Below are 21,027 nucleotides of genomic sequence, written 5' to 3'. Positions count from 1 at the left end.
GGGTGGTATCGCGCAAGAGGCGGGCGGATAGCGCAGTTTTTGCAGGTGATGTTGGAGATTTTTGAAAATGTCCTTTGGGTCGGGCCAGAGGCCCGGCCCGCGCCTGACCTTCCCCCAGGGAAGGCGCTTTCGCGCCCTCCCAAGGTCAGGCGCGGGCCTCATGTTGGTGCTATACAGGAGGCATCTCACCTTCCAGCCATTCCAGAAAGGCACGCGAGGCCGGGGTGCTGGCATGGCTGGAAGGTGGCAGCAGGAAGTAATTCTCCAGCAGTTCTGCGGAATGGTCGCTGGGTTTGACCAGCTGTCCGTTCTCTAACAGCCCGCCCGCCAGCGTGTCATGCGACATCGAGATGCCAGCGCCATTCACTGCCGCTGTCATGGCAATCACATAAGTGGAGGCCAGCTGGATCTCATGGTTGCGCTCAAACGGTTTCTCCTGCGACTTGAACCATGCGCCCCAAGAGCCTGTCACGCCTGCACAATCCAGCAAGTGGGCCGTGCTGAAATCCACCGCACCGCCTTGATAGCCCGGCGCGCAGACTGGATAGAACCGGTCGCGGGTCAGCCGGATCGCCGCCGCCGACATGTCATTGGGACGGCCAAAGCGGATCTCGGTCCCAGCGGAACTGGCGTGGCGCTCCGGGTCCCAGATCGGCGTCACGATGTTCAAGACCAGCCAGGGGAACCGCTCGTAGAGCCGGGGCAGGCGCGGCGACAGCCAGAACACCGAGAACGCCATATTGCACTGCAAGACCAGATGCCGCCCCTGGTCGCCGCCAGTAAAGGCCTGGGTGCCGGCCGCAATCAGGTCAAACGCTTCGCGCACGATGGGCATGTAATTGGCGCCGGCCTCCGACAGCTCCAGCGCGCGGGTTTTGCGGATGAACAGTTCGCGCCCCAGGAAGTTCTCGAGGCTGCGCACATGCTGGCTGATTGCTGATTGCGTCAGATTCAGCTCCGCAGCGGCGCGGGTGAACGACAGATGGCGCGCACTGGCTTCAAAGGCGCGCAGCCAGGTGAGCGGGGGCAGGGAGGAAGAGGGCGAGCCGGGGGAAGACATGGACGCATGACCTATGCATTAGTTCAGTTAATGCATTACGCGTGAATCAATCGTTTGTCAGCAGCGATTACGGCTGGCACCAATAGCGCAGCAACTTTTGGGAGGCGCCAGAATGAACAAGCAAGCGGATTTAAGCCCGAACCTCACCCATTGGCAGGAGCGCGTCGACATGGCCGCGGCCTTCCGCTGGACCGAACGGCTGGACATGCATGAGGCCGTGGCGAACCACTTCAGCCTGGCGGTGAACGAGGATGGCAGCCAGTTCCTGATGAACCCGAACCAGGTGCATTTCAGCCGCGTCAAGGCCTCGGACCTGTTGTTCCTGGACGCCAATGACCCCAAGACCATGGACCGCCCCGACGCGCCGGACCCGACCGCCTGGGGCCTGCACGGCTCAATCCACCGGCTGTGCCCGCACGCGCGCTGCGTGATGCATGTGCATTCGATCCACGCCACCGTGCTGGCCTGCCTCGCTGACAGTTCGCTGCCGCCGATCGACCAGAACACCGCCACCTTCTACAACCGCTATGTGGTGGACGGGGAGTTCGGCGGGCTGGCGTTCGACGATGAAGGCGCCCGCTGTGCCTCGATGCTGACTGACCCTAAGGTCAAGGTCATGATCATGGGCAATCACGGGGTGCTGGTGATCGGCGACAGCGTCGCGGACACGTTCAACCGCCTCTACTACTTCGAACGCGCAGCCGAGACCTATATCCGGGCACTGCAAACCGGCCAGAAACTGCGGGTGCTGAGCGACGCGGTCGCCGAGAAGACCGCGCAGGAATTGGAGGATTACCCGGATCAGTCCGAACGCCACTTGGCCGAGCTGAAGGCGATCCTCGACGACGAAGGTTCCAACTACGCCAGCTAACGCAGGCTTTCAAAGCAGGCACTAAAACCACGGGTAGTTCAGCGAACTGCTTGGCGGTTTGCTGCATCCATCAGAAAAAACTTCAGCCATCCAGAAGGCTCCAGATGCCTGGTTACGTTCCAACAAATGCCGCGTCCTCGGGTGTGAAGCTCGACAAGAAGACGCTGAAATCAATCGCCGCCCGCAGCGACAGGCCCGGTTTGATCTACATTGCGCAATGGCTGACTTTCCTGGCAGCCACCGGCACGCTGGTTTGGGCCACGCTCGGCACGCTTTGGATGTGGCCCGCAATGCTGCTGCATGGCATCTTCCTGACAGTGCCCGCTTACTCCTTCAGCCATGAAACCGCGCATGGCACCGCCTTCCGCAGCCGCTGGCTGAACGAGGCGGTGCTGTGGGTCACCTCGCTTCTCTATATGGAGGAGCCGCTGCACCGGCGCTACACCCACACCAACCACCACACCCATACCTGGTGGGTCGGCAAGGACAGCCAGATGCCGTTCGACACGCCGATGGGTTTTGGCGGCTGGCTGGCTGAGATCACCGGCACCGCGCTGTTGCGCTTTCATATGCAGGTGTTCTTGCATCTGGCGGCCGGTCGTTACACCAGCACCATGAAGATGGTCACGCCAGAGAGGGAATTCTCCAAGATGACCCGCAACGCGCGCATCATGCTGTTGATTTATGCGCTGATCGCTGCGGCGCCGTTTTTTGGCATCTGGTGGGTGGTCTGGTTCTTGGTGATCCCACGTATCCTGGGCGCGCCTGTCATGCTGCTGTTCACCCTGATCCAGCATGTGGAGCTGCAGGAGAACTCGCCCTCGATCCTGGAAAGCACCCGCTCGTTCCGCAGCAACTGGCTGGCCGAATTCCTCTATATGAAGATGAACAACCACGTTGAGCACCATCTCTATCCGCAGGTGCCGTTCCACGCGCTGCCGAAACTGGCGGAGGCGGTGCAGGACCAGCTACCGGCGCCGGATCCGGGCTTCTTCAAGACCAATCTTGAGGTGATGTCGGTGGTGCTGCGCCGCTCGCTGGGCCGCCCGACCAAGGCCGCCACCATCCGGCAGGCGCCGCATATGATCACCGAAGGTGGCCCGGTTGAGCGCATTGCGCAGCGGACAATGTAACTCTTTTCAAGAATATTACGAACCAGGAGCCGCAACATGAGCCAATGGATTGACGCCTGCGCCACCGATGACATCGACGAGGAGGACCTGATCGCTTGGGAGCATGAGGGCAAATCATACGCAATCTACAACACCGAAAAGGGTTTTTTTGCCTCGGATCTGATGTGCACCCATGAGGAGCAGAGCCTGGAGGACGGTCTGGTGATCGACTGCGTGATCGAATGCCCGCTGCATGGCGGACGGTTTGATATCTGCACCGGCAAGGCGCTGTCGGCGCCGGTGCATCAGGACCTCAAGACATATCCTGTCAGGGTCGAGAGCGGCCGGGTGTTTGTTGAAACCGGCTGATAGTTTCCGCCCCGGAGCATTAGTTTCCGGCGGTCCTCGGGGGTCGCTTTTTTTCGCTCTTCTTTCACAGGCTTGCCATCTGATCCTGATCAAGGCGGATGCGGATGCGAAACCCTATGCCTGACCTCAGAGAGATTCGACAGGCATAGGAGATCCCCATGTTGCGCCTTGCATCCGTTCTATATTCGTTGATTGGTTCCAGCCTTGCAGGCGTGGGCGTCATCGCGGTTCTGGTAGCAGGGCTTGTGTCGACGCAGGCCATTCTGGCCTCGGCAGCTATCGGTGCGCTGGCCGGGGTGCCGGTGGCCTGGCTGGTGGCCAAACAGCTTTATTCCCGCGGCGCCTAGGCGTTCAGGAACACCCGCGCGGCGGCTTCGAACTCCCGCGGCTTCTCGGCGTGCAGCCAATGCCCTGCGCCGGGCAGCTTGGCAAAACGGGCAGCGGGGAAGCGCGCACGGATCTCATCCCGGTGTTCAGTCAGCACATAGTCCGATTCAGCCCCGGACAGGAACAGCGCAGGCCCCTCCCACGCGGCGTCCGTCTCAGGGAAGGACATGATGTCCGGCATCTGATCCGCCAGCGTGTCCAGGTTCAGCTTCCAGCGCTTGTTCGGGATATCGAGCGACTGGGTGAAAAAGCTTTGCAGCGCAGGTTCCACCCCGGCCTCGGCCAGCTGAGCTGCGGCCTCGGGGCGGCGCTGCAGCGTATCCAGATCCACGGACCGCATGGCGTGAATGTATTGGATCTGGGTATGGCCATAAGCAACCGGCGCAATGTCAGCCACCACCAGGCGGCGCACCGCCTCAGGGTGGTTCAGCGCCAGGGTCATCGCCGCCTTGCCGCCCATCGAATGTCCGATCACGTCCATCTGCCCGCCGTGGGCGGCAATCACCTCGGCCAGGTCTTCGGCCAGTTCCGGATAGCTGTGGCTATCGGTCCGCGGGCTGTCGCCGTGGTTGCGCATATCCACTGCGACGACCAGACGCTCATCCGACAGGCGTTTTGCGATGACACCCCAGTTCCGGGCCGAGCCATAAAGGCCGTGGGCAATCAGCAGCGGGGCTTTGTCGGTGGCAGTGCCATGTGTGATCGTGTTCAGCATAGGGTCTTGATACCCGCCCAGGCAAAGGCTTGCCACCCCCATTGAGACGGGCGCGGGCGCAGGTTAGGGTGGCAGCGAACGGCAGCTGAGGGAGAGTGCCAGAATGGCCGCCAGTCTGGATCAGGACATCGAAGAGATCCGCACGCTGCTGAAAGAGCGTGAGCATGCCTCCGGGGATCTCGCCGCCGCATTGAAACGCGCCCGCCGCCGCCTGCCGCGCCGGGTCTATAAGCAGGGCATGAAACTTGCCGATGCGCTGCCGATGCTGGAACATCCCAAGCTGCGGCCGACCGTAGACGAGAAACCGCTGCGCGGTGCCGCGCGCGAAGTTAAGGCGTATCTGCAGAAAATCGACCTGGCCGACCGGCGCAAAGGGTTCTGGCTGGGGGTGCTGGGCAGCATGGGGTTTTCCGTGCTGGTGGTGCTGATCCTGCTGGTTGTGGTCCTGCGGTGGCGCGGTCTGATCTGATTTCCCGCTTTACGCCGCCGCTGCCTGCGGTATTTTGAACGTGGTTCAAGATAGAGTGGGGCGCCATGGCAGGCAAGGTAGAGGCGCGCAAGGCAGCGCTGCGGGAAAAACTGGTGGACGCGGCAGAGATCCGCATCGCACGCGACGGGGCAGGGGCCTTGCGTGCCCGTGATCTGGCCCAGGATGCGGGCTGTGCCCTGGGAGCGATCTACAATGCGTTCGACGATCTGAACGCCATCATCATGGCGGTGAACGGCCGCACGTTCCGCGGGCTGGGCGCTGCCGTCAGGGCGTCTGTGGAGGATGCGGACGCAGAACCGCCGACCCGCCGCCTGATCCTGATGAGCAACGCCTACCTGCACTTTGCCATCGCGAACACCAACCTGTGGCGGGCGCTGTTTGATTTGCAGATGACGGCAGAAGGGCCGGTGCCGGATTGGTATCTGGAAGCCTTGGAGGGCCTCTTTGCCAATATCGCTCGTCCGGTGGGGGAACTGTTCCCGGGGATGGGGGCAGAGGAAACCGGCTTGATGGTGCGGGCGCTGTTCTCTTCGGTGCATGGCATTGTGCTGCTGGGGCTGGAACGGCGCATCTCGGGCGTTCCTCCGGAACAGATCGAAACGATGATTGCCCAGGTGCTCCGTCAAATCGGCAGATCTTGATTTTTTGAACACTGTTCAAATTAATTCTTGAACGATGTTCAGATTTGTGCGATCACCCTCCTTGTGAACGATGTTCAAGTTGGAGGAAGAGATGTTCGCCACTCTGAAGACCCTGATCACCGGTGCCAATGCCCGGGCCGAAGAGCAGCTTCGGGAGACCTATTCGATCGAATTGATCACCCAGAAGATCCGCGAGGCCGAAGGCAATCTGAAGGCGGCCAAGCTGACCCTGGCCAGCCTGATCCAACGCCAGCGCGCCGAACAGCGCCAGATCGAGACCTTGCAAACCCGCGTTCAGGACCTGATGGCCCGGGCCGGTGAAGCGCTGGAAGGCGGGCGCGAGGATCTGGCGCAAAGCGCAGCCCAAGCGGTGGCCGAGATGGAGAACGAGCTGACGGTCCGCCGCCAGACCCTCGACCGGCTGGAAACAAGGATCCTGCAGCTGCGCCAGTCGGTGGAAACCGCCAGCCGCCGCATCACCGACCTGAAGCAGGGCGCCATTGCCGCCCGCGCTACACGGCGCGAGCAAGACATCCAGCGCCGCCTGCGCCGTCATACAGGCGGCGACAGCCCGGCCGAAGAAGCCGAGGCGCTGATCAGCGAAGTTCTGCAGCGCGATGACCCGTTCGAACAGGGCGAAATCCTGCGCGAAATCGACGGTGAGTTGAGCAACAGCACCATTGCCGGTGATCTGGCGGATGCCGGTTTCGGCCCCCGCAGCCGCAGCACTGCCGCCGATGTGCTGAACCGGCTTAAAAGCAGCAGCTAAACAGGCTTTGCCCTGGTCCGGTCCGCCGGCCCGCATAGACCAACTTGTATTTTCTGGAGAAACGACATGTTTACCGACAACACTGACAACAAACTGATTATCTTTCTGAACTCTGCCGGCGTCGCTATCGCCTATGCAATGCTGGGGATTTCTCTGTGGCTTTCAACTGAGGTGCCGCTGGCAACCAAAGGATTTTGGGCGATGGCGGTGCTCTTGCTGACACTGAGCCTGGTCAACGTGGTGAAATACCGGTTTGATCACCGCTCCAGCGAAGACCGCATCCGCAAGATCGAAGAGGCCCGCAACGAACGGCTGCTGGAAGACGCGTTGCTGGACGCCAAACAGGATCTCTGATCCGTTTTAAGTAAACCCGGCCCGGCGCCCGCCCTTTATTGGCGGGCGTTTTGCATCTGCCGGGCAGGGGTTGCCGTGGGCGACAGCGCCTCGCGGAACACCAGCGTCACGGTGACAAAACTGACGTACAGCAGCAGATACCAGGACCCCATCTTGGCCAGGCTCACCCATTCGCCGCTGGCCTGACCATTGTACAGCCAGGTCTTGGTGCTGGTGCCGATGTTTCCTGCCAGCCACAGAAAGAAACTGGACAGAAACGCAGCCACCGGCAGCGGCATCCAGTAGCTGCGCTCGCCAATGCGGAACCAGATGCGGGTGCGGGCAAACAGCAGTACGGTGGCCGCAAACAGGCCCATCCTGATATCGGGCAGAAAATGATGGGCGTAGAAGTTGCCATAGATGGCAACGGCCATCAGCACCGTGGCCCGGAACGGCGGGTAGGGGGCAAAGCGCATATCAAACAACCGGATAACCCGTGCCATGTAGGAACCGACCGCTGCATACATGAAACCGGAAAACAGCGGCACGTCATAGAGTTTGATCGCGCCGCCGCCGGGATAGCCCCAGCTGCCCGCCTGCACCTTGAAGATCTCCATCGCGGTACCAGTCAGGTGAAACAGCAGTATGACCCGCACCTCACGCCAGCTTTCCATGCCGGTGGCCAGCAGCAGCGCCTGCAGCGCCAGCGCATAGATCAGCAGGGCGTCATAACGGGCAAGCGCCCAGTCCGGCTGCCAGATCCAACCTGTTACGATAAGCCCGCCCAGCAGCAGGATGCCGAAAATTGCGGCCCAGCCTTGTTTCAGGGTGAACATGATGAATTCGCTGAGCGCCAATGGAAGATGCGCGCGCATCCTGTCGCCAAGGCGGCGCTCCAGGCGGCGGGTGCGGTTTGAATTTCTGCTGTTCATAAGGCGTTTAGATCAAACGCAGCCGGAGGTGAAAAGGTGAAAGCGGCCACCAGCCGCTCCCGCCCCTTTCCAGCCTGCCGGAGGCAGACCTGAAAGCGTTGAGCATGGCGCCGCGCGGGTGCACGGCGCGCGCAGCGCCCCAATGGGGCGCTGCCGGGCCCAAGGCCCGTGCCGGGGCATCTTTGATGCACCTGCGGGGCGCGGGAGCCTCGCCTTTGCGGCAACGGAAAACCGCCGCGGCTGTGTGGGGCCGCGGCGGTCCTTTTCTCTCAATCCTGCAGGGGCTTACAGGTTCGGGTACAGCGGGAACCGGGCGCAGAGACCGGCCACTTTGGCGCGCACCGCGGCTTCCACATCCGCATTGCCGTCTTCACCGTTGGCGGCCAGGCCGTCGATCACCTCGATGATCAGGTCGGCGATCTGGCGGAACTCAGCCTCGCCGAAGCCGCGGGTGGTGCCTGCGGGCGTGCCCAGGCGCAAACCGCTCGTCACGGTGGGCTTTTCCGGGTCGAACGGGATGCCGTTCTTGTTGGTGGTGATATGGGCGCGCCCCAGCGCCTTGTCGGCGATGTTGCCGGTGACGCCCTTGGGGCGCAGGTCGACCAGCATCACGTGCGTGTCTGTGCCGCCGGTGACGATGTCCAATCCGCCCTGGATCAGCTGGTCTGCCAGCGCTGCCGCGTTGGCACGCACCTGCTTCTGGTAGATCTTGAACTCCGGCTTCAGCGCCTCGCCAAAGGCGGCCGCCTTGCCTGCGATCACATGCATCAGCGGACCGCCCTGGATGCCGGGGAAGATCGCCGAGTTCACTTTCTTGGCGATGGCCTCGTCATTGGTCACGATCATGCCGCCGCGGGGGCCGCGCAGGGTCTTGTGGGTGGTGGTGGTGGCCACATGCGCATGGGGGAACGGCGAGGGGTGTTCACCCGCCGCGATCAGACCCGCGATATGGGCCATGTCGACCATGAAATAGGCGCCGACGCTGTCGGCGATTTCACGGAACTTGGCAAAGTCGATCTGGCGCGGGATGGCGGAGCCGCCGGCGATGATCAGCTTGGGGCTATGCTCGGTTGCCAGCGCCTGGATCTGGTCGTAGTCGATCAGGTTGTCGCTTTCGCGCACGCCGTAATGCACCGCATTGAACCACTTGCCGGACTGGTTCGGACGCGCGCCGTGGGTCAGGTGGCCGCCGGAGGCCAGATCCATGCCCAGGATGGTGTCGCCGGGCTGGATCAGCGCCTGGAACACGCCCTGGTTGGCCTGGCTGCCGGAGTTCGGCTGCACATTGGCAAATTCGCAGCCGAACAGTGCTTTGGCACGGTCGATCGCCAGGTTTTCGGCCACGTCCACATACTGGCAGCCGCCGTAATAGCGGCGTCCCGGGTAGCCTTCGGCGTATTTGTTGGTCAGCACCGACCCTTGCGCTTCCATCACCGCGGCGGAGACGATGTTCTCGGAGGCGATCAGCTCGATCTCGTCGCGCTGGCGCCCCAGTTCGGCTGTGATCGACGCATAAAGCTCAGGATCGCGCTCAGAGAGGGACTGGGTGAAAAAGCCGGGGTCACGGGTCGCTTCAGTCATGGTGGCTCCGTTGGAGTAAGGATCAGAATTGAGGGATTTCCTATCGGAAACATCCTTGCGCCGGAAGCCTGTAAAGCGACATTTCCCTGCGACAGAACGGCAACTATGGTCTTTGCGGGAAAGCTGTGATTGTTTCGGAACCAGATGCCTAACACCGGAAACAGATTTCATGAGTTTGAGAATCGCCTTTCTGGCCAGTGAGGCCGATGTTGCGCAGGATGCCCTGGGTACCCTGCGAAAGAGATACGGTCATGTGCCGCCCGCCGAAGCCGGTATTGTTGTGGCGTTGGGCGGGGACGGTTTCATGCTGCGCACGCTGCTTGCGATGGTGGATCACCCGGCGCCTGTTTACGGCATGAACCGCGGTACCGTTGGGTTTCTAATGAATGAATACCGTGAAGACGGGCTGATCGAGCGGCTTGAAGAAGCCGTGCAGGAAATCATCAATCCGCTGTCGATGACCGCCATGGACCGCCGCGGTGCGGTGCATAAGGCGCTGGCCATCAACGAGGTGTCTCTGCTGCGGGCAGGACCGCAGGCGGCGCGGCTCAGAATATCTGTGGACGGCCGTGTGCGGATGGAGGAGCTGGTCTGCGACGGCGCTTTGGTCTCCACCCCTGCAGGGTCCACGGCCTATAATTACTCCGCCCATGGTCCGATTCTGCCGATCGGGGCGGATGTGCTGGCACTCACCGCGATTGCAGCCTTCCGGCCGCGGCGCTGGCGCGGCGCGCTTTTGCCCAGTAACGCGATGGTGCGTTTTGACGTTTTGGAAGCGGGCAAGCGCCCGGTGATGGCTGATGCGGACTCGAATTCTGTGGCCGATATTGATTGGGTTGAGATCCGTACCGATCCGCAAATACGCCATAAAATTCTGTTCGATCCCGGTCATGGCCTGGAAGAAAGGCTTATTTCCGAGCAGTTTACGTAGGCGTTTAACGAAGGGTTCACGGATTTGTAAACTTACCGGTAACGATTCCGTGCGATGATTTACCCACAGGCGGATGTGGATGGTAGCTGCCAAAGGGCAAAATGCCACAGATCCGTACCGGCGTGTTTTGTGCGTTCCAGTTTTTTAAGTTCCCTGCCGGTTACGACCACGGAAGCTGTGCCAAACGCCGGGTTCGCAGAATGCGACAAGGCGCGCGCTGTTATTAGTGAGTGACCTAGGTATGGAAGTTCCCCGGGGGCGGTTCAATCCGTTCCCCGGGACCTTAAGCGGGCCGGGTGTGACGATGAATACTTGCTCCACTGCACCCTTTCGAACTCCCTATAGGGACCTTCTCCAAGTCGAACGTATTGAGGTGGTTCATGCTGCCGTTTGCCGGCTGACCGCAATGTCAGGTGCTTCCTCCGGCTTGCATCTGGTCCCACAGCGGCAGGCACATGCGGCCTGCACGGGCTTCAATCGCAGCGCAGGCGCCCACCGCAAGATCCTCTCGCCAGCGGCGGGCGGCGATCTGCACATTGATGGGCTGCGGCCCGTTCGGCAGCTGCGCCAGCCGGGCAGGGACTGAGGCGGCAGGCAGGCCGAGAAAGTTCATCGCGTAAGAATAAACTGCGCAACCCAGCACCTCATGCACACCTTCGGCGCCTTCGGTGTCTCGGTCCGGCTTGAAAAAGGGCTGCGGCAGGAAGGGCGACAGCACCAGCGGGTATTCCTCCATGAACAGGGACCATTGCCGCGCGTAATGGGTGCGCTTGGCCATCATCTGCAGCAGCTCATCGCCGGCAAAGGGCGGGAACTCCTGGAAATAGACGGCAAAGATATCGCGCACGGTCCGGGAGCCCGCCGCGTCCACATCCCCCTTCATCAGCGCATGGATCTCACCCATCAGTGCGCGGTAACCGGTGCGTCCGGCCTCGAACGCATTGGGCGGCTCCGCGTCCTCAACCAAATAGCCTGCGTCGGTCAGCGCCGCGCGGGCGAAATCCAATGCGGCCTCGACTTCGGGGTGCAAATCATAGCCATGGGTGTTCTTGGTGAAGGCCACTTTGATCGGGGCGTCCAGGGTTTCCCCGCGCCAGGGCATCGGCACATGAAAGGGGTCGCGCGGGTCTGCGGCAATCAAGGAGGGCATTGACAGATGCAGGTCTTCTGTCGAGCGGGTGATCAGCCCCTGCACTGACATCAGCTGCGCGAGCAGCCCGCGTTCGGCGGATTGGCTGGGGTTCCAGGCTGGCACCCGGCCCAGGCCAGGTTTCACTGTCACCGCGCCATTGGCAGCGGCCGGAAACCGCAAGGAGCCGCCAATGTCATTGCCATGGGCCATTGCGCCGATCCCGGCCATCACTGCAGCCCCTGCGCCGCCAGAGGACCCGCCGGGTGAGATATGCCGCCCCCAAGGGTTATGTGTGCGGCCATGCAGCGGGTTGTCGGTGTCGGCGCGGAAGGAAAACTCCGGTGTATTTGTCCGTCCGATCACAACCGCCCCGGCCTTTTGCAGGTTCTCCACCACCGGAGCGTCCGCAGGCGCTATCAAGTCCTTCAGCGCCGGGACTCCGTTGGAGGTGGCATGGTCCTTCTGATCAACGTTTATTTTGATGGTGACCGGCACACCGTGCAGCGGGCCGGGAACAGCGCCGCCTGCGTGTGCCGTGTCGAGCGCGCGGGCGCGCTTCAGTGCCTCGGCGCTCAGGTCTTCAACAACGGCATTCAGCGCCGGATTCACCGCGTTCATTCGATCAATGGAGGCTTGCACGGCATCTTCGGCGCTCAGATCTCCGGTGCGTGTCAGTTTTGTCAGTTCCGTTGCACCCAGGCGCCAGATATCCGGTTTTGTCATGCTCAAGCCTCCCTGGCCGCAGCCTAGGAGGGCAGGGCGGAGTTGCAAGGGAAACCGGACGGCAATGGGCCGGAAATCTGCGGGAACTCTACCGAGGTTCAAGACCTATTGGCTTGTCTGTCAGCGTGACAGGTCGCTTTAAAGCGCGCGATGATATGTCTGGTTGAGCCACGTGCCGTTGGCACGTCTTACACCTCGCTTCCCCAAGCCCGTGGCAGGCGGCGCGAAACGAAAAACGCAGTAAAAGAGGCGAAACCGGCTCCAGTTCATGCTTGGCAGAATCTAGGGTTGGCGGAGCACGGCCAGCCGGCGCGACAGAAGCCCAAAGGTCTTTTCTCGGTCAGTGCTCTTGCCGCAGCGGTTGATTCCCGCATCGCAGCCGCCATATCCTTCGGGGAGGTTTGCAAATTTGCAATTCCGGCGCGGCTTTCCTGAATATTCTCCGGCAAAGACCTGTTTGCAAAGCGGATTGGATGCAAATCGCAAACCATGTGTAAATTCTGTGAATTCAGGCTGGTCTCCTGGCTGGAATCTGTAAATTTATTGACCAACCTTGCGTGCCGCGGCAGCAAAACTTGCCCGTTTGCCGCTTTCTCGCCTAGGCAAAGAGCAGGAGGAGATGATCACTATGGGATATCAGGATATTTATGCCGACTGGAAACAGGACCCGGAAGGGTTTTGGATGGAGGCCGCACAGGCGATTGACTGGGATGAAGCCCCGAAGCAGGCGCTGTTAGATAAGGGCGATGGCCTTTATGAATGGTTTTCCGATGCCAAGGTGAACACCTGCTACAACGCCGTTGACCGCCATGTGGAACAAGGCCGCGGCGAACAGACCGCGATCATTTATGACAGCCCGGTCACCCATACCAAGCGTGAAATCTCCTATGTCGAGCTGCGCAATCGCGTCGCCACACTGGCCGGAGCATTGCGCGCCAAGGGCGTCGAAAAAGGCGACCGGGTCATCATCTACATGCCGATGATCCCTGAAGCGCTGGAGGCGATGCTGGCCTGCGCCCGTATCGGTGCTGTGCATTCGGTGGTGTTCGGCGGATTTGCTTCCAACGAACTGGCGGTGCGGATTGACGATGCCAAACCCAAGGCGATCATCGCCGCCTCCTGCGGGATCGAGCCGGGCCGTACAGTGCATTACAAACCGCTGCTGGATGGCGCCATCGACTTGTCGGAGCACAAGCCGGAGTTCTGCGTGATTTTCCAGCGCGAACAGGAAGTGGCGGATCTGATTCCGGGCCGGGACGTGAACTGGCATGGCTTCCAATACGGTGTGGAACCCGCCGAATGTGTGCCCGTGGAAGGCAACCACCCGTCCTATATCCTCTACACCTCCGGCACCACCGGCCAGCCCAAAGGCGTGATCCGCCACACCGCGGGCCAGTTGGTGGCGTTGAACTGGACGATGAAGAACATCTACAACGTTAATCCCGGCGATGTGTTCTGGGCTGCTTCCGATGTGGGCTGGGTCGTTGGCCACAGCTACATCTGCTATGCGCCGCTGATCCACGGCAACACGACAGTTGTGTTTGAGGGCAAGCCGGTGGGCACGCCGGATGCGGGCACATTCTGGCGGGTGATCTCCGAGCATAAGGTCAAGAGCTTCTTCACCGCCCCCACTGCCTTTCGCGCGGTGAAGCGGGAAGATCCCAAGGGCGAATTCGTCAAGAAATACGATCTGAGCTGCCTGCAGCAGGTTTATCTGGCCGGCGAGCGCGCCGATCCCGACACCATCACTTGGGCGCAGGAACAACTGAAGGTTCCTGTGGTGGACCATTGGTGGCAGACCGAAACCGGCTGGTCGATTGCCGCCAATCCGCTGGGGATCGAAGAACTGCCGACCAAGCTTGGTTCGCCTGCAGTGCCGATGCCCGGCTATGAAGTCGATATTCTGGACGAAGGCGGCAACCCGGTAGCGCCGGGCGAGCTGGGCGCCATCGCGGTCAAACTGCCGCTGCCGCCGGGCACCCTGCCGACGCTGTGGAATGCCGGGGAGCGGTTCAAGAAAAGCTACCTCACCACATTTCCCGGCTACTACGAGACCGGCGATGCGGGCATGAAGGATGAAGATGGCTATCTCTACATCATGGCACGCACCGATGATGTCATTAACGTCGCAGGCCACCGGCTGTCGACCGGCGGCATGGAGGAAGTGCTGGCGGGCCACCCGGATGTCGCCGAATGCGCCGTGATCGGCGTGGCGGACAGCCTCAAGGGCCAGATGCCGGTTGGCTTCCTCTGCCTGAACGCCGGTGCCGATCGCGATCATGGCGAGGTGGTATCCGAGGTCGTCCAGCTGGTGCGCGAGAAGATCGGCCCGGTTGCCGCATTTAAACTGGCGGCGGTGGTCGACCGGCTGCCCAAGACCCGGTCCGGCAAGATCCTGCGCGGCACTATGGTGAACATCGCGGATGGCACCCCGTGGAAGATGCCTGCCACGATTGACGATCCGGCTGTCCTGGACGAAATCAAGGATGCCCTGCAAACCATCGGTTACGCCCGCTAAGCGCACGCCGGTTCCCTGCATGGAAGCCGCTAGGAAATCCCGTGATCTCCTAGCGGAGCGGGAAATATTGATGTCCGCCCACTAACCCCGTCTAGCTACCGCGCATCTTGTTCACTGCCCCGGCTGTAGCGGGGCAGCTTGTCTTTCAGCTCCAGCCAGCTCACATGGTCGGAGTGGAAGACATGGAACTTGGGGGGCACATCCCCAGGGCATTCCAGAGTTGCCGTGTACATATGGATGTTCACTGCATCCCGTGCGGTGCGATAGGCCATCTGGGTGCCGCAGGCACCGCAGAACAGCCGCTCGACACCGTCAGAGGAATTGTAGATTTGCGGCTTTGAACCGGACCACGCGACCGCCTCATGCGGCAGTCCGAAAAATGCGGTGACAGGTGCTGCGCAATTGCGGCGGCAATCGGCGCAGTGGCAGTAGCAGCTCCAGGCCGCCTCGGCCTGGCTCTCCCAATGCACGGCGCCGCAGTGGCAATGCCCTTTCATGGCTGGTCCCCTTTGCTGGCCTCCCCGGATGGGCGGCCAGCGGAAATTCCCAGCCGCAGGATTAACCGTAGTGCGCCACCGGGGTGCCGGCAATGGCGGCCATGTTCAAAAGCCCGCGCGCGGTGATCGAAGGGGAAACGATATGGGCGCGGTTGCCCATCCCCATCAGGATCGGACCAACCTCCAGACCTCCCGCCCGCATCTTCAGGATATTGCGCACCCCCGAGGCGGCATCGGCATGGGCGAAGATCAGCACATTGGCCGCGCCCTCCAGGCGCGAATTCGGGAAGATTCGTTCGCGCAGCTCAGGATCCAGCGCGCAGTCGATGTTCATTTCGCCCTCATAGGCAAAATCCCGGCGTTTCTCGTCAAGGATCTCCAGCGCGGCGCGCAGCCGGCTGCCGGTATCGCAGGCGATATTGCCGAATTGCGATTGCGAGCACAGCGCAATCTTCGGATCCAGGCCGAAGCGGCGCACATGGCGGGCCGCGCCGATGACGGTTTCTGCGATCTGCTCGGGCGTCGGCTCGATCCGCACATGGGTGTCGGCGATGAACAGCGGCCCGTCCTCCAGGATCATCAGCGACAGCGCCCCGTGCGGCGAATAGCTGTTGCCGCCCAGAACCTGCTCGACATAGTTCATGTGCCAGCGGTATTCGCCAAATGTGCCGCAGATCAGGCTGTCGGCTTCGCCCCGGTGGACCATGATGGCGCCAATTGCGGTGGTGTTGGTGCGCATGATCGCCTTGGCCAGGTCAGGGGTCACACCGCGGCGCTGCATGACCTTGTGATAGCTGTTCCAGTAATCGTAGTAGCGGGGGTCGTTCTCCGGGTTCACCAGCTGAAAATCGCGCCCCGGCCGCACGTCCAGCCCCAGCCGCTCACAGCGGCGCTCGATCACTTCCGGACGGCCAATCAGGATCGGGGTCTCGGTGGTTTCCTCCAGGATCGCCTGGGCGGCACGCAGCACCCGCTCATCCTCGCCCTCGCTGAACACGATCCGGCGGGACGCGGCGCGGGCGGCCTCAAACACCGGGCGCATCAGCAGGGCAGATTTGAACACCGTCTGGTTCAGTTTCTGCTTATAGGCCTCGATGTCCTCAATCGGCCGGGTCGCCACGCCGCTGTCCATCGCCGCCTTGGCAACGGCAGAGGACACCACGGCCACCAGGCGCGGGTCGAACGGTTTGGGGATCAGGTAATCGGCGCCGAAATTCAGCTGCTCCCCTTTGTAGGCTGCCGCGGCTTCGGCACTGGTTGTGGCGCGGGCCAGTTCGGCAATACCTTCAACGCAGGCGATCTGCATCTGGTCATTGATCTCGGTTGCCCCCACATCCAGCGCGCCGCGGAAGATGAAGGGAAAGCACAGCACGTTGTTGACCTGGTTGGGAAAATCGCTGCGGCCCGTGGCGATGATCGCCTCGGGCGCCACCTTGCGCGCGGCCTCTGGCATGATCTCGGGTGTCGGGTTTGCCAGCGCAAAGATGATCGGGCGGTCTGCCATTTTTGCCACCATTTCGGGCTTCAGGACGTTCGGGCCGGAGAGGCCGAGGAACAGATCCGCCTCGTCCATCACCTCATCCAGCGTGCGTTTATCCGAAGCCTGGGCAAAGGCCGCCTTCTGCGGGTTCATGTCTTCTTCGCGGCCCTCATAGACCAAGCCGTGAATGTCGCAGAGCCAGATGTTCTCGCGCTTCACTCCCAGTTTCACCAGCATGTTGAGGCAGGCAATCCCCGCCGCACCGCCGCCGGTAGAGACGATCTTGATCTCCTCAAACGACTTTCCCGCCACATGCAAGGCGTTCGTGGCGGCTGCACCGACCACAATTGCGGTGCCGTGCTGGTCGTCATGAAATACCGGAATGTTCATCCGTTCGCGGCACAGCTTCTCCACCACAAAACAATCCGGTGCCTTGATGTCCTCCAGGTTGATGGCGCCGAACGTCGGCTCCAGCGAGCAGACGATATCTGCCAGCTTTTCCGGATCGCTTTCGTTCACCTCGATGTCAAAACAGTCGATGCCCGCGAAATTCTTGAACAGGACCGCCTTGCCCTCCATCACCGGTTTCGAGGCCAGCGCGCCGATATTGCCCAGCCCCAGCACTGCCGAGCCGTTTGTCACAACCGCTACCAGATTGCCGCGCGAGGTATAGCGCGCGGCATTGGCGGCGTCCGCTTTGATCTCGGTGCAGGCCTCTGCCACGCCGGGTGAATAGGCACGTGCCAGATCGCGCCCGTTGGCCATCGGTTTGGTTGCGCGGATCTCCAGTTTGCCGGGCTGAGGAAACTCGTGATAGTTGAGCGCGGCTTGGCGCAGGTTCTGTGAATCGGACATCTGGCGCTCCTGAAAATCGATATTGTTTAGTGTTAAACCATTTTTCCTGCCGGAAACCTAGCCCAAACTGACGCAAATGAATGCGGCGGCAAAGCGGTTGGCGGTGTCTTGCTTGAACTCTGCCCTGCGGCCCAAGCAAACGCTAAATGAAAAGGGAGTGAAAGCTGAGCCAGTCAGTCACCGCTCCCCGCTTCGGTGTTATGGCGTTTGCGCAATGACTTTACCTTTTACGCCAGGGTTTTAGGTGTGTTCTTTTGGTGGAAAATGATCTCGATGCGGCCCGGCTTTCGGGCTGCGGGCTATGGCTGCGGTGTAAAGCAGGGGCAGGGAAGCCCAGAGATTAACCACATTTCTCTTGAAGATCCTGATGGTTCTTCAGAAAGCCCGCGCCGCCTGAACCAAGCTGTTGGTGTCAGGGCTGAGATTTTCCGGCAGTACATGCTGACGGTGGAGCAGGGCGTTCTCGCAGCTTTGCCGTTTCGCTAGGCTGAACGATCCGGGGCCGCGACCCGGTAAACTGCCCGCAATTTCTGGAGATGATCCTGACGGCGTGTCCAGCGCCAAGAGGGATAGACTTGGAACTGCATCCGGGGGCTTCCGCTCCCCGGGGCAATTCAGCTAGGCTGCGGCATTCTGACCAGATGATCAAAAACCGGGGAATCGCCCATGAGCCTCAAAGCCGCCGCAACCGCCGTCCGCGAAAACGCCCACGCGCCGTACTCTAATTTCAAGGTCGGCGCTGCAATCCGCTCGTCCACCGGCCAGATCTACGTCGGCTGCAATGTTGAAAACGTGGCCTATCCCGAGGGCACCTGCGCCGAAGCCGGGGCTATCGCCGCCATGGTCGCCGCGGGGGAAAGGGAGCTGGCGGCGGTCTATGTGATTGCCGACTGCCCCTCTCCGATCCCGCCCTGCGGCGGCTGCCGTCAGAAGCTCAAGGAGTTTGGCACAGGAGAGGTGAAAGTGACCCTGGCGACCACTGACGGCGCTGAGAAGGACACCACCATCGGCGACCTGCTGCCGGGCGCTTTTGACGTGGACCATATGGAGCGCAGCTGATGGACGCCCGCGCCATCAATGCAACACTCCGGCGCGGTGAAACACCGGGCGAAGACGCGCTGCACTGGTTTGCGGAAGGGCTGGCCAACGGTGGGGTCTCGGACGCGCAGGCCGGAGCCTTTGCCATGGCGGTCTGCCTGCAGGGCCTCAGCGTCGAGGGCCGCCGCGCCCTGACCCTGGCGATGCGCGACACTGGCGATGTGCTGACCTGGAATCTGGACGGCCCGGTTCTGGACAAGCATTCCACCGGTGGGGTGGGGGACTGTGTCTCGCTGCTGCTGGCACCGGCGCTAGCGGCCTGCGGTGCCTATGTGCCGATGATCTCGGGCCGCGGGCTGGGCCACACAGGCGGTACTTTGGACAAGCTGGAAGCGATCCCCGGTGTTTCCACCAGCGTCAGTGAGAACCACCTGCGCCGCATGATGCAGGACATGGGCTGCGCCATTGTCGGCGCCACCGCCCAGATTGCCCCGGCGGATAAGCGGCTCTATGCGATCCGCGACGTCACCGCGACGGTGGAAAGCCTTGACCTGATCACCGCCTCGATCCTGTCCAAGAAACTCGCCGCCAGCCCGGATGCGCTGGTGCTGGATGTGAAAATCGGCTCCGGCGCCTTTATGAAGACGGCAGATGACGCCCGCGCGCTGGCGCAGTCGCTCTGCGATACCGCCAATGCAGCTGGCTGCCGCACTTCGGCGCTGGTCACCGACATGAACCAGCCTCTGGCACCGGCCCTTGGCAATGCGCTGGAAGTAGCCGAGGTGATGCGGGTGCTGACAGGGCAGGCGGCTGGCTCGCTGGCAGAGATTTCCGCGGTTTTGGGCGGCGAGCTGCTGGCCCACGCCGGTCTGGCCGCGGACGCAGATGAAGGTGCGGCGCAGATCACCGCAACTCTCACCGATGGCCGCGCGGCAGAGCGGTTTGCCCGTATGATTGCCGCCATGGGCGGCCCTGCTGATTTCGCCGCCAAATGGCAGGATCATCTGCCGGGCGCAGAGGTCGTGCGGGCGGTCAAGGCCTCCGGCGCCGGGCGTGTCTCTGCCATGAACGGCGAAGCACTTGGCTTGGCTGTAGTTGCCCTGGGCGGGGGCCGGATGGTGGAGAGCGACAGGATCCACCCCGGCGTTGGTATCTCGGGCATTGCCCGCCTGGGCCAGCCCGTCGGGGCAGGGGACACCCTTGCCTGCATCCACGCCGCCAGCGATGATGCGGCAGATATGGCAGAGGCTGCCTTCCTCGCCGCCATCGCCATTGGCGATGCGTCGGACGCCCCGCCGCCGCTGGTTCACGAAAGGATCTCCTGATGCCCCGTGCCTTCCTTGTGGTGATGGACTCCGTTGGCATCGGCGGCGCGCCGGATGCCGGGACGTTCTTCAACGGCGATCTGCCGGACCTTGGCGCCAACACGCTGGCCCATATCACCCAGGCCTGTGCCGCGGGTGAGGCCGAGGAGGGCAGAAGCGGCCCGCTGCACGTACCAAACATGGAACGCCTCGGCCTTGGTTCATCCATGCGGCTGGCGTCCTCGGTGCCGTTTCCGGGGCTGGATTCAGAACCGCAGGGCCGTTGGGGCTGTGCCAGAGAAGTTAGCCGTGGCAAGGACACGCCCTCGGGTCATTGGGAACTGGCGGGCCTGCCTGTGCCCTGGGACTGGCATTATTTCCCCGATCGGGCGCCGTCCTTCCCCGAAGACCTCACGGCCTTTGTAGCGGAGCAGGCCGGCACCGATGGCATCCTCGGCAATTGCCACGCTTCAGGGACTGTTATCCTCAACGACCTTGGCGCCGAACACATGCGGACAGGCAAGCCGATCTGCTACACTTCCGCCGACAGCGTCTTTCAGATCGCCGCACATGAGGAGACCTTTGGTCTCGACCGTCTCCTGAAACTTTGCGAGGCTATCGCTCCGCGCCTGCACGCGATGAAAGTGGGCCGGGTCATTGCGCGGCCCTTCCTGGGCTCAGCAGAGGAGGGTTTCACTCGCACCACCAACCGGCGCGATTTTGCAATTACTCCGCCGGCACCAGTGCTGACCAACTGGGTGCAGGATACAGGCGGCAAGGTCCACGCCATCGGCAAGATCGGCGACATCTTCTCCATGACCGGTATCGACACCCTGAAAAAGGGTGCGGATGCCCAGCTGATGCAGCACCTGTTCGATGCGGTGGAAACGGCAGAAGACGGCAGCCTGACCTTCGCCAACTTCGTCGAGTTCGACAGCATGTACGGCCACACCCGCGACTTCTCCGGCTATGCGCGGGCGCTGGAGTGGTTCGATGCGGAGTTTGGCCGGCTGCTGGCGAAACTGCGCAACGGCGACATGCTGGTGCTGACCGCCGATCACGGCAATGACCCAAGCTGGCCCGGTTCCGACCACACCCGTGAACAGGTGCCGGTTCTGATTGCCGGGCTTGACGCAGGCCCCATCGGGCAGGTCAAATTCGCCGATGTGGGCGCCTCGATTGCGGCCCATCTGAACGTCCCGGCCCAAGGCCCCGGCAAGAGCTTTCTTTGACCCAATGATCAAAACACGCTTGCCTGCTGTGGCCAAGCCCGTAAAAGCGCGCAAAAG

Annotated in this window: 21 protein-coding genes; 14 read left to right on the top strand and 7 right to left on the bottom strand. The window is 62.0% G+C overall.

Annotation, left to right across the window (positions count from 1 at the left end; translation table 11 throughout):
* Positions 1–169 precede the first annotated feature (169 nt).
* On the bottom strand, positions 170–1,060 hold the full coding sequence (locus AQUI_RS0121450; protein WP_027259352.1) for a LysR family transcriptional regulator: 891 nt from the start codon (positions 1,058–1,060) through the stop codon (positions 170–172).
* Between the two features lie 112 nt (positions 1,061–1,172).
* Here AQUI_RS0121450 and AQUI_RS0121445 point away from each other — a divergent pair, with 112 nt between their 5' ends.
* From AQUI_RS0121445 to AQUI_RS0121430, 4 genes are all read left to right on the top strand, one after another.
* The gene (locus tag AQUI_RS0121445; protein WP_027259351.1) at positions 1,173–1,931 is read left to right on the top strand and encodes a class II aldolase and adducin N-terminal domain-containing protein; all 759 of its coding nucleotides are present in this window, start codon (positions 1,173–1,175) and stop codon (positions 1,929–1,931) included.
* A 104-nt stretch (positions 1,932–2,035) separates the two neighbouring features.
* The gene (locus AQUI_RS0121440; RefSeq protein WP_027259350.1) at positions 2,036–3,064 is read left to right on the top strand and encodes a fatty acid desaturase; all 1,029 of its coding nucleotides are present in this window, start codon (positions 2,036–2,038) and stop codon (positions 3,062–3,064) included.
* 36 nt (positions 3,065–3,100) lie between these two features.
* Positions 3,101–3,412, top strand: coding sequence for a non-heme iron oxygenase ferredoxin subunit (locus AQUI_RS0121435; RefSeq protein ID WP_027259349.1), 312 nt, complete (start codon positions 3,101–3,103; stop codon positions 3,410–3,412).
* Positions 3,413–3,570: 158 nt separating this feature from the next.
* Positions 3,571–3,759, top strand: coding sequence for a hypothetical protein (locus AQUI_RS0121430; protein WP_027259348.1), 189 nt, complete (start codon positions 3,571–3,573; stop codon positions 3,757–3,759).
* Here the strand turns inward: AQUI_RS0121430 and AQUI_RS0121425 are convergent.
* On the bottom strand, positions 3,756–4,514 hold the full coding sequence (locus tag AQUI_RS0121425; protein WP_156916896.1) for an alpha/beta fold hydrolase: 759 nt from the start codon (positions 4,512–4,514) through the stop codon (positions 3,756–3,758). The genes AQUI_RS0121430 and AQUI_RS0121425 overlap by 4 nt on opposite strands.
* 103 nt (positions 4,515–4,617) lie before the next feature.
* Between AQUI_RS0121425 and AQUI_RS0121420 the strand changes: the two genes are divergently transcribed.
* The 4 genes from AQUI_RS0121420 (at position 4,618) to AQUI_RS0121405 (ending at position 6,768) form a co-directional block, all read left to right on the top strand.
* Positions 4,618–4,983: a hypothetical protein gene (locus AQUI_RS0121420; RefSeq protein WP_027259346.1), complete on the top strand. Its 366-nt coding sequence runs from the start codon at positions 4,618–4,620 to the stop codon at positions 4,981–4,983.
* Between the two features lie 65 nt (positions 4,984–5,048).
* Positions 5,049–5,645: a TetR/AcrR family transcriptional regulator gene (locus AQUI_RS0121415; RefSeq protein ID WP_027259345.1), complete on the top strand. Its 597-nt coding sequence runs from the start codon at positions 5,049–5,051 to the stop codon at positions 5,643–5,645.
* A 91-nt stretch (positions 5,646–5,736) separates the two neighbouring features.
* Positions 5,737–6,414, top strand: a complete 678-nt coding sequence (locus AQUI_RS0121410; RefSeq protein ID WP_027259344.1) for a PspA/IM30 family protein — start codon at positions 5,737–5,739, stop codon at positions 6,412–6,414.
* A 66-nt stretch (positions 6,415–6,480) separates the two neighbouring features.
* A complete protein-coding gene (locus AQUI_RS0121405; protein ID WP_027259343.1) occupies positions 6,481–6,768 on the top strand; it encodes a YiaA/YiaB family inner membrane protein in 288 nt (95 codons plus the stop codon).
* Positions 6,769–6,803: 35 nt separating this feature from the next.
* Here the strand turns inward: AQUI_RS0121405 and AQUI_RS0121400 are convergent, their stop codons facing one another.
* The gene (locus tag AQUI_RS0121400; protein WP_027259342.1) at positions 6,804–7,679 is read right to left on the bottom strand and encodes a DUF817 domain-containing protein; all 876 of its coding nucleotides are present in this window, start codon (positions 7,677–7,679) and stop codon (positions 6,804–6,806) included.
* Positions 7,680–7,964: 285 nt separating this feature from the next.
* Complete coding sequence (gene glyA, locus AQUI_RS0121395; protein ID WP_027259341.1) at positions 7,965–9,260, bottom strand: serine hydroxymethyltransferase; 1,296 nt, start codon at positions 9,258–9,260, stop codon at positions 7,965–7,967.
* A gap of 169 nt (positions 9,261–9,429) precedes the next feature.
* Here glyA and AQUI_RS0121390 point away from each other — a divergent pair, with 169 nt between their 5' ends.
* Positions 9,430–10,191 (top strand): NAD kinase, encoded by a 762-nt coding sequence (locus AQUI_RS0121390; RefSeq protein WP_027259340.1) that lies wholly within the window; start codon positions 9,430–9,432, stop codon positions 10,189–10,191.
* Between the two features lie 409 nt (positions 10,192–10,600).
* On the opposite strand, the gene AQUI_RS0121385 is transcribed toward AQUI_RS0121390, so the two are convergent.
* Positions 10,601–12,046 carry an amidase family protein gene (locus AQUI_RS0121385; RefSeq protein WP_027259339.1) on the bottom strand — a complete coding sequence of 482 codons (1,446 nt, stop codon included), beginning with the start codon at positions 12,044–12,046 and terminating at the stop codon, positions 10,601–10,603.
* Positions 12,047–12,674: 628 nt separating this feature from the next.
* Here AQUI_RS0121385 and prpE point away from each other — a divergent pair.
* The gene (gene prpE / locus AQUI_RS0121375; protein ID WP_027259337.1) at positions 12,675–14,564 is read left to right on the top strand and encodes a propionate-CoA ligase PrpE; all 1,890 of its coding nucleotides are present in this window, start codon (positions 12,675–12,677) and stop codon (positions 14,562–14,564) included.
* A 95-nt stretch (positions 14,565–14,659) separates the two neighbouring features.
* Here the strand turns inward: prpE and AQUI_RS0121370 are convergent, their stop codons facing one another.
* Entirely contained in the window at positions 14,660–15,061 is a 402-nt protein-coding gene (locus AQUI_RS0121370; protein WP_027259336.1) for a GFA family protein, read from the bottom strand.
* Positions 15,062–15,122: 61 nt separating this feature from the next.
* On the bottom strand, positions 15,123–17,396 hold the full coding sequence (locus tag AQUI_RS0121365) for an NADP-dependent malic enzyme (protein WP_027259335.1): 2,274 nt from the start codon (positions 17,394–17,396) through the stop codon (positions 15,123–15,125).
* A gap of 207 nt (positions 17,397–17,603) precedes the next feature.
* On the opposite strand from AQUI_RS0121365, the gene AQUI_RS0121360 reads away from it, so the two are divergent.
* The 4 genes from AQUI_RS0121360 to AQUI_RS0121345 all read left to right on the top strand — a co-directional run bounded on the left by AQUI_RS0121360 (position 17,604) and on the right by AQUI_RS0121345 (position 20,970).
* Positions 17,604–17,882, top strand: coding sequence for a hypothetical protein (locus AQUI_RS0121360; protein WP_156916895.1), 279 nt, complete (start codon positions 17,604–17,606; stop codon positions 17,880–17,882).
* A gap of 180 nt (positions 17,883–18,062) precedes the next feature.
* Entirely contained in the window at positions 18,063–18,455 is a 393-nt protein-coding gene (locus tag AQUI_RS0121355) for a cytidine deaminase (RefSeq protein ID WP_027259333.1), read from the top strand.
* A complete protein-coding gene (locus AQUI_RS0121350; protein ID WP_027259332.1) occupies positions 18,455–19,759 on the top strand; it encodes a thymidine phosphorylase in 1,305 nt (434 codons plus the stop codon). Before AQUI_RS0121355 ends, AQUI_RS0121350 begins: the two co-directional genes overlap by 1 nt.
* Entirely contained in the window at positions 19,759–20,970 is a 1,212-nt protein-coding gene (locus tag AQUI_RS0121345) for a phosphopentomutase (RefSeq protein WP_027259331.1), read from the top strand. The genes AQUI_RS0121350 and AQUI_RS0121345 overlap by 1 nt, the downstream gene beginning before the upstream one ends.
* The last annotated feature ends 57 nt before the right edge of the window (positions 20,971–21,027 follow it).

The sequence above is a fragment of the Leisingera aquimarina DSM 24565 genome (assembly GCF_000473165.1).
GTDB lineage: Bacteria > Pseudomonadota > Alphaproteobacteria > Rhodobacterales > Rhodobacteraceae > Leisingera > Leisingera aquimarina.
The sequence above is the reverse complement of the archived record's forward strand: the minus strand, read 5'-3'. Positions and strand labels throughout refer to the sequence as shown.

Bases quoted from the DNA above. Each gene is read 5' to 3' on its own strand.
- AQUI_RS0121405 (WP_027259343.1), top strand. From the start codon at position 6,481: ATGTTTACCGACAACACTGACAACAAACTGATTATCTTTCTGAACTCT.
- AQUI_RS0121385 (WP_027259339.1), bottom strand. From the start codon at position 12,046: ATGACAAAACCGGATATCTGGCGCCTGGGTGCAACGGAACTGACAAAA.
- AQUI_RS0121420 (WP_027259346.1), top strand. From the start codon at position 4,618: ATGGCCGCCAGTCTGGATCAGGACATCGAAGAGATCCGCACGCTGCTG.
- AQUI_RS0121400 (WP_027259342.1), bottom strand. From the start codon at position 7,679: ATGAACAGCAGAAATTCAAACCGCACCCGCCGCCTGGAGCGCCGCCTT.
- AQUI_RS0121435 (WP_027259349.1), top strand. From the start codon at position 3,101: ATGAGCCAATGGATTGACGCCTGCGCCACCGATGACATCGACGAGGAG.
- AQUI_RS0121415 (WP_027259345.1), top strand. From the start codon at position 5,049: ATGGCAGGCAAGGTAGAGGCGCGCAAGGCAGCGCTGCGGGAAAAACTG.
- AQUI_RS0121350 (WP_027259332.1), top strand. From the start codon at position 18,455: ATGGACGCCCGCGCCATCAATGCAACACTCCGGCGCGGTGAAACACCG.
- AQUI_RS0121430 (WP_027259348.1), top strand. From the start codon at position 3,571: ATGTTGCGCCTTGCATCCGTTCTATATTCGTTGATTGGTTCCAGCCTT.
- AQUI_RS0121410 (WP_027259344.1), top strand. From the start codon at position 5,737: ATGTTCGCCACTCTGAAGACCCTGATCACCGGTGCCAATGCCCGGGCC.
- AQUI_RS0121370 (WP_027259336.1), bottom strand. From the start codon at position 15,061: ATGAAAGGGCATTGCCACTGCGGCGCCGTGCATTGGGAGAGCCAGGCC.
- AQUI_RS0121425 (WP_156916896.1), bottom strand. From the start codon at position 4,514: ATGCTGAACACGATCACACATGGCACTGCCACCGACAAAGCCCCGCTG.
- AQUI_RS0121440 (WP_027259350.1), top strand. From the start codon at position 2,036: ATGCCTGGTTACGTTCCAACAAATGCCGCGTCCTCGGGTGTGAAGCTC.
- AQUI_RS0121355 (WP_027259333.1), top strand. From the start codon at position 18,063: ATGAGCCTCAAAGCCGCCGCAACCGCCGTCCGCGAAAACGCCCACGCG.
- AQUI_RS0121345 (WP_027259331.1), top strand. From the start codon at position 19,759: ATGCCCCGTGCCTTCCTTGTGGTGATGGACTCCGTTGGCATCGGCGGC.
- AQUI_RS0121365 (WP_027259335.1), bottom strand. From the start codon at position 17,396: ATGTCCGATTCACAGAACCTGCGCCAAGCCGCGCTCAACTATCACGAG.
- glyA (WP_027259341.1), bottom strand. From the start codon at position 9,260: ATGACTGAAGCGACCCGTGACCCCGGCTTTTTCACCCAGTCCCTCTCT.
- AQUI_RS0121445 (WP_027259351.1), top strand. From the start codon at position 1,173: ATGAACAAGCAAGCGGATTTAAGCCCGAACCTCACCCATTGGCAGGAG.
- prpE (WP_027259337.1), top strand. From the start codon at position 12,675: ATGGGATATCAGGATATTTATGCCGACTGGAAACAGGACCCGGAAGGG.
- AQUI_RS0121390 (WP_027259340.1), top strand. From the start codon at position 9,430: ATGAGTTTGAGAATCGCCTTTCTGGCCAGTGAGGCCGATGTTGCGCAG.
- AQUI_RS0121450 (WP_027259352.1), bottom strand. From the start codon at position 1,060: ATGTCTTCCCCCGGCTCGCCCTCTTCCTCCCTGCCCCCGCTCACCTGG.